This is a genomic window from Faecalibacterium sp. OF04-11AC, assembly GCF_003460645.1.
In the GTDB taxonomy this organism is placed as follows: Bacteria; Bacillota; Clostridia; order Oscillospirales; family Ruminococcaceae; genus Faecalibacterium; species Faecalibacterium prausnitzii_I.
Window position 1 is genome coordinate 160244 of the sequence record NZ_QTVP01000002.1, and the last position, 12057, is coordinate 172300.

The following is a 12057-nucleotide window of genomic DNA, read 5'->3' on the forward strand; positions in this document are numbered from 1 at the left end:
GAGAAAGGAGCGCGCCGTATGAGTTACACAGCAGAGCCGAAACAGCAGGATACGAACATCAAAGTCCCTCTGATCAGTAAAATCGCTTACGGCATGGGCGATGTGGGCTGCAACTTCAGCTGGATGTTCGTTGGCAACTTCTTGATGATTTTTTACACCGATGTCTGCGGCATCAGCATGGCGGCAGTGTCCCTCCTGATGCTGGTCTCCCGCTTCTGGGATGCCATCAATGACCCCGTGATCGGTTCGCTGAGCGACCGCACCCGTTCCCGCTGGGGACGCTACCGTCCATGGCTGCTGTTCGGCGCACCGGCAACTGCTGTGGTGCTCGTGCTGACGTTCTGGGCGCACCCCACATGGTCAGACAGTGCTAAGAGCCTGTATATGTACATTACTTACTGTGTACTGGTTCTGGGCTATACTTGCGTGAACATCCCTTATGGTACGCTCTGCGGCACCCTGACCCAGAACATCGAGGAGCGTGCGAAAATCAACACCTCCCGCTCCGTCTGTGCCATGATCGCCATCAATATCATCAACATCATCACCCTGCCTTTGATCTCTGCTTTTGGCGGTGATAATGCAGCACGGGGATATCTTCTGGTGACCGTCCTTTACGGCGGTATCTTCACCCTCTGTCACTGGTTCTGTTTTGCCAAAACCAAAGAGGTCGTCCAGCCCCCGGAGCGGAAAAAAGTCTCACTGAAAAAGCAGTTGGATGCAGCGCTTCAGAACAAGCCCTACCTGATTGCACTGGCGGGTCAGTTCCTGTTCGGTGTGACGCTGTATGGCCGCAATGCCGACCTGCTCTATTACTTCAAATATGTGGAAGGCAACGAGAATCTGTTTACCATCTACTCGATGATCCTGATCGTTCCCTCCATTCTGGGTGCTGCGGCATTCCCCTTCGTGTTTGAAAAGCTGGGCAACAAAGGGCACACTGCTTCCCTTTTCGCTGCCGGAACCGGCGTTTCCCTGATTGCGCTCTATTTCTTCAGTGCAGTTTCTTCTCCCATTCCGTTCTATACATTCGCTGCACTGTCCCAGTTCTTCTTCTGCGGATTCAATACCGCCATCTACGCCATCGTTCCCGACTGCGTGGAGTATGGCGAGTGGAAAACCGGTGTCCGCAACGATGGTTTCCAGTACGCATTCGTTTCACTGGGGAACAAGCTGGGCATGGCGATTGGCACCTCTGCGCTGGCTGGTGTGCTGAGTGCATTGAGTTTTGCCCCCAATCAGGTGCAGAATGCTGCCGTGCAGAATGCGATGCACTATGCATTCTCGCTGCTTCCCGGTGCGCTGTGGCTGGTAACAGCGATTGTCCTGTTCTTCTACCGAATCAGTAAGCGTTCGTATAACCAGATTATGTCCGAACTGAACGCTAAAAAAGCAGGTTGAGGTGATACCATGTTTGATGTTGTAGCTTTGGGAGAAAGCCTGATTGACTTTACCCCGAACGGAACCAATGCACAGGGCATCGAATTGTTTGCCCGGAATCCCGGCGGTGCACCCGCCAATGTCCTTGCCATGAATGCCCGTCTGGGCGGCAAAACAGCATTCATCGGAAAAGTCGGCAAAGACGGATTCGGCGATTTTCTCCGTCAGACCCTTGTGGAAAGCGGCATTGATGTGTCCGGTCTGGTGATCGACGAAAAGATTCCCACGACCCTTGCCTTCGTTCAGCTTGACAGCAAGGGAGACCGCTCCTTTACCTTTTACCGGAACCCCGGTGCCGATGTGATGCTGACTTCGGCAGAAGTCAACAGGAATCTGATCGACGATGCTGCCATCTTCCATTTCGGCTCTGTCTCTCTGACCGCCGACCCGAGCCGCACCGCCACGTTGGAAGCTGCGCGGTATGCACGGCAGCAGGGCAAGCTGGTCAGCTTTGACCCCAATTACCGTCCGCTTCTGTGGGAGCACCCGGCAGATGCCGTTGTCCAGATGCAGGAAGGTGTCAAGCTGGCGGATCTTCTGAAAGTTTCCGAGGAAGAAATGCAGCTTATCACAAACGAAAACGACCTTGCCCGCGGCTCACAAGCCCTGCTCGAAATGGGGCCATCTCTTGTGCTGGTATCGCTGGGTGCAAAGGGTGCTTATTACCGGAACGCTGTGGGAGCAGGGCATCTTCCCACCTATGATGTGCCTACCGTGGACACGACTGGTGCAGGCGACGCATTCATGGGCGCAATTCACTACCAGCTGCGAGGAAAAGATGCTGAGGATTTGCGTACCCTCCCTGCATTTGAGCTTGAAGAAATCGTCCGCTTCGGCAATGCAGCGGGCAGTCTGACCACGACAAAGGGCGGCGCAATCCCTGCAATGCCCTCCATGGTGGAAATTCAGAACTGCATTGCCTCTATCCCACTGATGTAAAAGAAAGGATACCCTATGACAAAATTACAGATCAGAATGCGGCAGGTCGATCAGGTCAAGGACTTTGTAGATTTGCTGTCCAAATATCCCTATGAGATGGACTTAGTCTCCGGGCGATATACCATTGATGCCAAATCCCTGCTTGGCATTTACAGTCTCGACCTGAGCAATCCGCTTACCCTTGTGATTTATTCCGATTCCTGCGAAGAACTGCTGACACAGCTCCATGCGCTGCTCCCAGATTGCATCGTCTGATTTTCTACGCTTTTCTCCTTCTTCCATTTGCACCGTTCAATTCTGGTTCTCCTTCACCAGAATCGGGCGGTGTTTTGATTTGTATAAGTCCTACTATCACCGCATTCCCTTAATAAATTTTGCAAGCCCATATTGATGTGCCTCATTGCCTTGTCAAGAGGGCTGGCACCGCCCAGCCCTCTCTCTTTTTGCCAAAGTTTCCCTTGCTTTTTCTTGCAAGCTGCCGAAAACAACGCGCTTTCAAAACTTTTTGTTGACATGGCTCGATTTTTGTGGTAATCTATCCCAACAATTGAATATAACATATTTTTACATATTCGTTCTGGCCCTGCGGGGCTGAACATTTTGGCTTTCAGCCGTTACATAACCGACTAGCATGACCTTCCAGAAAAAGCGAAGGCAGGGCTGGTCTGTTCTGTGACGGCTTTTTTGTTGCCGTTTTGCCCGTTGCACCTTGAAAACCGCATGACCGTCTGCATGGGATACTCGGCGATGACCCCCAAGTGGGAGAGCCGGAAAACGCCGCCGAGAGGGGGCAGGAAATCCATGAAGGGAGAACGGCAGGACGTTGATTTCTCAGTTGCGGAGTAAGAAAATGTGGTCAAAATGACCACATTTTCTTACCGTAACGCCAATGAAAGGACGGAATGCCTATGAGTAACTTTACCCCTGCATGGTTCAAGAACGGCTTTTTCAACGAATCCCTGTTCTGTGACGATTTTCTGAGCACTCACCAGCTGCTTTACTCGAATGGCGCATTTTTCACCCCGGATGGCAGAATGGTGGACCCCATGCCCCTGCGGTGTGAGATCTTCGAGATGATGCGTGAATACGTCGGGGCAAACCTTGCCAAGAAGGTTACCAATGTAGTAGACGTACTGAAGCTGGCGGCACAGGTGGAGGACTTCCCGCCCATCACCGACCGCATTGCGCTGGCAAACGGCACCCTGTATCTGGACGGCACCTTTCAGGAAGGCAAGCCGGAGATCGTCCGCAACCGGCTCCCGGTCAAATATGACCCGAAAGCCGCCCAGCCCGTCCACTGGCTGCGGTTCCTGTCCGACCTGCTCTACCCGGAGGACATTCCCACGGTGCAGGAGTTCATCGGCTACTGCCTGATCCCCAGCAACAAGGGGCAGCGCATGATGGTCATCAAGGGCAGCGGCGGTGAGGGTAAGTCGCAAATCAGCGTGGTGCTGTCCCGGCTGTTCGGCTGCAACATGAAGGATGGCAACATCGGCAAAATCTCGGAGAACCGCTTTGCCCGTGCCGATCTGGAGCACACCCTGCTCTGTGTGGACGATGATATGCGGATGGAAGCCCTGCGCCAGACCAACTATGTCAAGTCCATCGTGACCGCACAGGGGCAGATGGATTTGGAGCGCAAGGGCAAGCAGAGCTATCAGGGCTGGATGTACGCCCGCCTGCTGGCGTTCAGCAACGGCGATCTGCAGGCTCTGTATGATCGCTCGGACGGTTTCTACCGCCGTTAGCTCATCCTGACCACCAAGGACAAGCCCCTCTCCCGTGTGGATGACCCGGACATTGCCGAGAAGATGGCGGCAGAGGTCGAGGGCATCCTGCTGTGGGCATTTGAGGGCTTGCAGCGGCTGGTGAAGAATGGTTTCCAATTCACCGAGAGTGACCGTGCCAAGCGCAACCGGGAACTGGTGAAGCGGGACAACAACAATGTGTTTGATTTCCTCGAATCCGAGGGCTACATCCGCCTGAAGGCGGATACCTGTACCAGCTCGAAAGAGCTGTATGAGTCTACAAGACGTGGTGCGAGGAGAACAGCCTGAATGCGATCAAGGCCAGAGGATTCAGCGATGCGCTGATCGCCAACCAGCGCAGGTACAATCTGGAATCCACCAACAACATGCTGGACATTACCGTTTTTTGCGCTGGTGATGCCCGGCATTTTTTAGTGTTGCCCGATCAATTTTAATGGAATCTTTATACTTCTACAATTTTCTTTACGGCTCCTTTATCTATTCCATGCTAATCTTTATGCACACGGATAGGTAAAGGAGCTTTTATGATTCAATATCCTCGTTACAGGCAGCACCGTTTTTCTTCTTTTCAGGTCATTATTGCAGGTTTTGCGGCAGTTGATCTGGTGGGCGCGTTGCTTCTGATGCTCCCGATCGCTGCACAGCAGCGGTGCATCACACCGTTCCATGAGGCACTGTTTACCTCCACTTCCGCCCTTTGCGTGACCGGCCTTGTGGTTCAGGATACCGGCAGCTACTGGTCGGCATTCGGGCAGAGCGTAATTCTTCTTCTGATCCAGATCGGAGGATTGGGCGTCATTACAGTGGGCGCTGCCTTTGCGCTGCTTTCCGGGCGAAAGATCTCCCTCAAGCAGCGCAGCACGATGCAGGAGCTACGGCTGCCCCGCAGATGGGCGGCATTGTGCGGCTGACAGGCTTTATTCTGCGGATCACCGCCCTGTTTGAATTGGCCGGTGCTGCATTGCTGCTGCCGACGTTCTGCGCCGATTATGGTTTGCGCGGGATCTGGTACGCGCTGTTTCATTCCATTTCGGCGTTCTGCAATGCCGGTTTTGACCTGCTGGGAACAGAGGGGGCAGAATTTGTTTCGCTGACACAGTATGCAGGAAACCCATTGCTTACCACAGTGATCGCGGCCCTGATTGTCTTTGGCGGCCTTGGTTTTCTGACATGGGAGGACATTTGTACCTATCGCCTTGATTTTCACCGTTACCGGATGCAGAGCAAGGTGATCCTTGTCACAACGGCATTTCTTCTGGTACTGCCGGCACTGTACTTTTATGGTTTTGAGTTCACGGCAGGTTCTGCCCGGCAGCGCATTTTATTGTCGATGTTCCAATCCGTTACCCCCCGTACTGCCGGCTTTAACACCGCTGATCTTGCTGCGATGGGCAGCGCTTCACAGGCGTTGATGGTGGTTCTGATGCTGTTGGGCGGTTCGCCCGGCTCTACGGCAGGCGGCATGAAAACCACAACATTTGCCGTTCTGCTGGCCAATATGTGGGCAACCTTCCGCCGCAGAGAAGATGCCGAATTTTTCGGGCGGCGCATAGATGGTTCTGCGGTCAAGAATGCTGCCACCATCGCAGGGATGTATTTGACGCTGTTCTTCCTCGGAGCCTTTGTCATTGCTGCGGCAGAGCAATTGCCGATGTCGGTCTGTCTGTATGAGACCGCTTCGGCTGTGGCAACGGTGGGTCTGACATTGGGCATCACGCCGCAATTGGGCATCCTTTCGCAGGGGGTTCTGATCGCACTGATGTTTTTGGGACGTGTTGGCGGATTGACGTTGATCTATGCGGCATTTGGCAGCAGCCCTGCCCATTCTCGTCTGCCGCAGGAGAAGATCGCAATCGGATAAAGGAGACAAGTATGAAATCGATTCTTTTGATCGGGCTTGGCCGTTTTGGCCGCCATATTGCGCAGGAACTGAATGAACTGGGTCATCAGGTCATGGCGATTGACAGCAACGAAGACCGTGTGAACGCCGTGCTTTCCTATGTGACGAATGCACAGATCGGTGACAGCACCAGCGAATACTTTCTGCGCTCCCTTGGTGTCGGCAATTTTGATGTGTGTATCGTAACCATCGGCGGCAATTTTCAAAGCTCACTGGAAACAACATCACTGCTCAAGGAGCTGGGCGCAAAGCTTGTGGTCTCGCGTGCAGAGCGGGATGTACAAGCTAAGTTTTGCTGCGCAACGGTGCGGATGAAGTGGTCTATCCGGAAAAGCAGCTGGCAAAGTGGGCAGCGATTCGATACAGCTCCGAACACATTCTGGATTACATCGAGCTTCAGGACGACCACGCCATCATGGAAGTGACCATTCCACCGGAATGGATGGATCGTACGATCGGTGAGATCAATATCCGAAAAAAGTATAACATCAACATTCTTGCGCTGAAAAAAGACGGAAAACTCGATATGAACATCACGCCGGATACGCAGCTGTGCCGGGATGAAAGTATGCTGGTTTTGGGAAAATACGCATCGATCCAGAAGTGTTTCCGGCTCTAAAAAGATAGGACGGATCGTATGGATGTCGTTTTGTTGCTGATGGTTCTTGGAGTCATGTCGAGCGGCTTTTGGGCAGCAGATGCGCTGGATCACATGCGGAAAGAGATCCTTCGACAGGAAGGAAAAAGACGTGGCTGGTGGTCGTGACCATCAAATTGTGCTATACTGTGGGCAAGGCAGGTGATCTTTATGAATCAGAACGACCCACCCACTGAACATATTCTGGCGTGTCTGTCGTCCTCTCCCTCCAATGCAAAGATCGTGCGGACGGCAGCAACGATGGCAAAGGCGTTTGGAGGGACCTTCACAGCTCTGTATGTCCGGACGCCTGACTCGGATCAGATGGGAAAAGAAGACTGTCGGCGCTTGCAGCAGCACATTCGTATGGCAGAGCAGGCAGGTGCTGACATTTCTACGATCTACGGGGATGACATTCCGCAGCAGATCGCAGAGTTTGCCCGCGTCTCCGGCATTACCAAAATCGTGCTGGGGCGCTCCAGCGTACGTCGCCGCCATTTCTGGAGTGGACCGTCACTGACTGAAAAATTGACGATGACTGCGCCTAATCTGGATATTTACATCATCCCGGATGCTTCTGCAGAAAACGGCTACGGCTCAGGACGGAAGCTGTTCATCCGTCCGTTTCTGCCTTCTGTCCGCGATTTACTGATCACCGCAGGCATTTTGAGCTGCATCACGCTCATCGGCTTCTTTTTCTTGCAACTGGACTTTGCGCGCTATAACATTATTACGTTCTATATGCTGGGGGTGCTGTTCACCGCATTGTGTACCAGCGGTTACACCTGCGGTGTGCTGGGCTCCATTGCCAGTGTTGCGCTATACAATTTTTTCTTGACGGAACCGCGCCTGACATTCCATGCGTATGACCCCGGTTATCCGGTCACATTTGCCCTGATGCTGACCTCTGCGATCGTTACCTGCACCCTGACAACACGGTTGAAAGACCATGCAAAAATGTCTGCGCAGGCGGCATTCCGTACAAAAATACTCTTTGACACAAACCAGCTTTTGCAGAAAGCCAAAAGTGAAGAAGAAATCTTTTCGCTGACAGCTTCCCAGCTGATAAAACTGCTGAACCGGAGCCTGATCGTCTACCCGGAACAAAACGGAGATCTTGGGTCAGAACAGGTTTTTGGGGTTGACGGGAAAACGGTGCAAAACATCTTTTCTGCACCGGAAGAACGGGATGCAGCAAATTGGACATTTGCAAACAAAAAGCGTTCCGGTGCAGGCACGGATAGCTACCCGGACGCAAAGGGACTTTATCTTGCACTTCGGACCGGAGGCGGCGTGTTTGGAGTGGTTGGGATCGACCTGTCTGAAAAACCGCTGGATGCCTTTGAAAACAGTGTGCTGCTCTCCATTCTGGGCGAAGGTGCGCTGGCCATCGAAAACCGCAGAAACGCACTGGAAAAAGAGCAGGCAACCGTGCAGGCAAAAAATGAAGAGCTGCGGGCAAACCTGCTGCGCACGATCTCCCATGACCTGCGCACCCCGCTGACCTCCATTTCCGGCAATGCCAGCAATCTGCTTTCCAACGGAGAAATGCTGGATACAGAGACCCGAAACAAGATCTGCACCGATATTTTTGATGATGCACAATGGCTGATCGGTCTGGTGGAAAATCTGCTTTCCATCACCCGCATTGAAGATGGACGGATGAATCTGCAGATCTCGCCGCAGCTGATGGACGAAATGATCGAAGAAGCACTGCATCATGTCAACCGGAAAAGCTGCGAACACACCATCACAACACAGTATGGGGATGAGATCCTCCTGGTCAATGTGGATGCACGGCTGATCATGCAGGTCGTTGTCAATCTGGTGGATAATGCCATCAAATACACCCCCGTGGGCTCGGTCATTCAGATCTCGGCTTACCGGAAAGACCATCAGGTCGTAGTGGACGTTGCAGATAACGGTCCCGGCATTCCGGATCGCGCAAAAGCACAGGTGTTCGAGATGTTTTATACCGGGCAGAGCCGTATCGCAGACAGCCACCGCAGCCTTGGATTGGGTTTGCCCCTCTGCCGAGCGATCCTGACGGCTCACGGCGGAACATTGACCCTGCGTGACAACATTCCCAATGGCAGTGTCTTTTCCTTTGCATTGCCGCAAAGTGAGGTGAATATTCATGAATAAGCCGTCCATTCTGGTCGTAGAGGATGATGTTCCTGTACGGTGTCTGATCACAACGACCCTGAAGACCCACGGCTATAAATATCTGACTGCTTCCAATGGGGAAACGGCGATCATGATGACTACCAGCCACAATCCGGACATCATGCTGCTGGATCTTGGGCTGCCCGATATCGACGGCATCGAGGTCATCCGCAGCGTCCGCACATGGTCGAACCTGCCCATCATCGTCCTGAGTGCCCGGAGCGAGGATTCTGATAAGATCGAAGCACTGGACAACGGCGCAGACGATTATCTGACAAAGCCGTTTTCCGTGGATGAGCTGCTGGCAAGACTGCGTGTAACGCAGCGCCGATTGAATCTGCTGGCTTCTGACGGTATCAACAGCCCGGTTTTTGTCAATGGTCCTTTGAAGATCGACTTCTCGGCAGGCTGCGTCTGGCTGAGCGAGAATGAATTGCATTTGACTCCCATCGAGTACAAACTGCTGTGTGTGCTGGCGCATAATGTGGGCAAAGTGCTGACGCATACCTCCCTCACGCAGAAAGTATGGGGCAGTACGCAGGAAAATGACATTGCTTCCTTGCGAGTTTACATGGCATCCCTGCGCAAAAAATTGGAACGAAACCCGGATGCGCCGCATCTGATCCAGACTCATGTTGGTGTCGGATACCGAATGCTGCGCGCAGAAAACGATGAAGCATAGTAAAAAAACAGGGTGCGTCCACCCGGACGCACCCTGCCAAAGCCACGGACGATAGCGATATGGAACCAAAAAACGCGGGAGCTCCTTTCTGGAGACTCCCGCGTTTTTCGGTTCCTGTGCTCTGCGTGAAGCTTTTGGCTTTACAGCCACTCGCCTTTCAGCACGAATTTTTCGCGCTCGGCACCCGTGGAGACGAACTGGATCTCGTGGCCCAGCTCTTTTTCCAAAAACTCCACATAGGCCTTTGCTTCCTTGGGCAGCTCCTCCCAGCTCTGGCAGCCGGAGATGTCCTGGTTCCAGCCGGGCAGCATGGTGACAACAGGCTCCACACGGTCCAGGTCGGACAGGGTATCGAAGCGGGGGACTTCTACCCCGTCCAGCTTGTAGCCGGTGATGACCGGGATCTCTTTCATGCTGCTCAGCACGTCCAGCTTGGTAAGGGCGATCTTATCCGCGCCCTGGCAGGCCAGACCATAGCGGCTGGCCACACAGTCAAAGGGGCCCACCCGGCGGGGACGGCCGGTAGCGGCACCATACTCTCCGCCAGCCTTGCGCAGCTGTTCGTTCCAGCCTTCCCCCATGCGTTCTCAGCCGCAAAGGGGCCTGCGCCCACGCAGGTGGAGTAGGCTTTCAGCACGCCCACCACATGGTCCAGCTTGCAGTTGGGGATGCCTGCCCCCAGCGGCGCGTAAGCCGCCAGCGTGTTGGAGCTGGATGTAAACGGGAAGATACCGTAATCAATATCCCGCATGGCGCCCAGCTGGGCCTCCAGCACGATCCGCTTGCCGCTGTCGTGGGCCTGCTGTAAAAACGCGCCCACATCGCAGATGTAGGGGGCAAACTTTGCAGCCTGCGCCTCACACCAGTGGAACAGCGCGTCGTAGGACATTTTTTCCTGATGATAGCAGCCTGCCAGCTCCATGTTCTTGGAGTCCAGGATCATGTGCAGGCGGTTCTGGGTGCGTTCCTCGTCCAGGTGGAGCAGGTCGCCCAAACGCAGGGTCTTTTTGCGGTATTTGTCGCTGTACGCGTAGGCAATGCCCCGCCGGGTGGAACCAAAGGCCGTGCCATTCTTGGCCAGACGGTCTTCCTCCAGCCCATCCTGTACTTTGTGCCAGGGCATGGAGATGGTGGCCTTATCCGAAAGTTTGAGGTTTTTGGGGCTGATCTCCACACCCCGCTCCTCGATAGCGGCCATTTCACCCGCCAGATGGTCCAGGTCTACCACCATGCCGGTGCCCAGCACACAGGTCACCTCCGGGTGGAGGATGCCCGAGGGCAGCAGGTTCAGGATGAACTTGCCTTTCTCGGTGACAACGGTATGTCCGGCGTTATTGCCGCCCTGATAGCGGGCGACGATATCAGCGTTTTCAGCCAGCAGATCGATGACGCGGCCCTTGCCCTCATCGCCCCAGTTGATGCCAGTAACTGCGGTAAGCATATGATGCTTCGCTCTCCTTTTTATCTATTTCCGGCACAGGGTCGGAATTTCAGCTTGATTTTTGGGTGCGGTATGATTATACTAGCAGGCAGAAAATGTGTAAAACGTATCTTGTACATAGCTGCAATGTAATTTGCGTATGGCAGAGGAGGAGCTCCCCATGTATGTGGATTGGGAATACTACAAAATCTTTTACTATGTAGCAAAATATCAGAATTTCACCAAGGCGGCCCGTGTGCTGGGCAACAACCAGCCCAACATCACCCACTCCATGAACCGGCTGGAAAGCCAGCTCAACTGCGTGCTCTTCATCCGCTCCAACCGGGGCGTCACCCTGACGCCCGAGGGGGAGCTGCTCTACTCCCGTATTGCCTCGGCGGCAGTGCAGATCCAGGACGCAGAGGAAGAGCTGAGTGCCAGTGCCACCCTGGAGCATGGGGCCATCAGCATCAGCGCCACGGAAACGGCCCTGAACATCTATCTCTCTGAAAAGCTGCGGGCGTTCCACACCGAGTACCCCGGCATCCGGCTGCGCATCTCAAATCACTCCACCCCGCAGGCCGTGCAGGCCGTGAAAAACGGTGAGGTGGATTTTGCGGTCATTTCGACCCCGGCGGAAGTCGAGTCCGGCTTGAAAATGGTGGAGCTGAAACCGTTTTACGAGGTGCTGGTGGGCGGCAAGACGTTCACCGCATTGGCAAGCCAGAACCTGACTTTGAAAGAATTGGGCAATTATCCCCTCATCTCCCTGAGTGACGAGAGCATGACCCGGAGCTTTTACCGGCAGTTCTTCCTGGAGCATGACGCGGTGCTGAAGCCCGACACCGAGGCCGCCACCACCGACCAGATGCTCACGCTGGTCAAAAGCGAGCTGGGCCTCGCCTTTGTGCCGGAACCCATGGCCAAAGATCCGTTGGAACGCGGCGAGATCGTCCAGCTGCATCTGCAGGAGATCATCCCCACCCGTTCCATCTGCCTCGTCTACGACCATCACCGCCCGCTGAATACGGCGGCCCGGAAGTTCCAGCAGCTGCTGACGGCTGCCGACCATAAATGCTGAAAACAGCCCGGCTCCCTGCTGTG

The 12057-nt window shown here is 54.2% G+C and carries 6 protein-coding genes and 4 pseudogenes; 9 read left to right on the forward strand and 1 reads right to left on the reverse strand.

Annotated features, from left to right (window positions below; all coding sequences use genetic code 11):
* Positions 1–18 precede the first annotated feature (18 nt).
* The 8 genes and pseudogenes from DXA70_RS01915 (at position 19) to DXA70_RS01950 (ending at position 9533) form a co-directional block, all read left to right on the forward strand.
* Complete coding sequence (locus tag DXA70_RS01915; RefSeq protein ID WP_117476343.1) at positions 19–1401, forward strand: MFS transporter; 1383 nt, start codon at positions 19–21, stop codon at positions 1399–1401.
* A 9-nt stretch (positions 1402–1410) separates the two neighbouring features.
* Positions 1411–2379 (forward strand): carbohydrate kinase, encoded by a 969-nt coding sequence (locus tag DXA70_RS01920; RefSeq protein ID WP_128117453.1) that lies wholly within the window; start codon positions 1411–1413, stop codon positions 2377–2379.
* 15 nt (positions 2380–2394) lie between these two features.
* Positions 2395–2634, forward strand: coding sequence for an HPr family phosphocarrier protein (locus tag DXA70_RS01925; protein ID WP_015564590.1), 240 nt, complete (start codon positions 2395–2397; stop codon positions 2632–2634).
* 653 nt (positions 2635–3287) lie between these two features.
* Positions 3288–4522 (forward strand): annotated as a pseudogene (locus tag DXA70_RS01930) (phage/plasmid primase, P4 family); the annotation flags it as partial.
* Between the two features lie 150 nt (positions 4523–4672).
* Positions 4673–6009 (forward strand): annotated as a pseudogene (locus tag DXA70_RS01935) (potassium transporter TrkG).
* Positions 6010–6020: 11 nt separating this feature from the next.
* Positions 6021–6667 (forward strand): annotated as a pseudogene (locus DXA70_RS01940) (TrkA family potassium uptake protein).
* A gap of 279 nt (positions 6668–6946) precedes the next feature.
* Positions 6947–8830 carry a DUF4118 domain-containing protein gene (locus tag DXA70_RS01945; protein WP_128117471.1) on the forward strand — a complete coding sequence of 628 codons (1884 nt, stop codon included), beginning with the start codon at positions 6947–6949 and terminating at the stop codon, positions 8828–8830.
* Positions 8823–9533, forward strand: coding sequence for a response regulator transcription factor (locus DXA70_RS01950; RefSeq protein WP_128117454.1), 711 nt, complete (start codon positions 8823–8825; stop codon positions 9531–9533). Before DXA70_RS01945 ends, DXA70_RS01950 begins: the two co-directional genes overlap by 8 nt.
* Before the next feature lie 140 nt (positions 9534–9673).
* Here the strand turns inward: DXA70_RS01950 and DXA70_RS01955 are convergent.
* A pseudogene (locus DXA70_RS01955) lies at positions 9674–10974 on the reverse strand (adenylosuccinate synthase).
* A 160-nt stretch (positions 10975–11134) separates the two neighbouring features.
* On the opposite strand from DXA70_RS01955, the gene DXA70_RS01960 reads away from it, so the two are divergent.
* Positions 11135–12034, forward strand: a complete 900-nt coding sequence (locus DXA70_RS01960) for a LysR family transcriptional regulator (RefSeq protein ID WP_128117455.1) — start codon at positions 11135–11137, stop codon at positions 12032–12034.
* Positions 12035–12057: the final 23 nt, after the last annotated feature.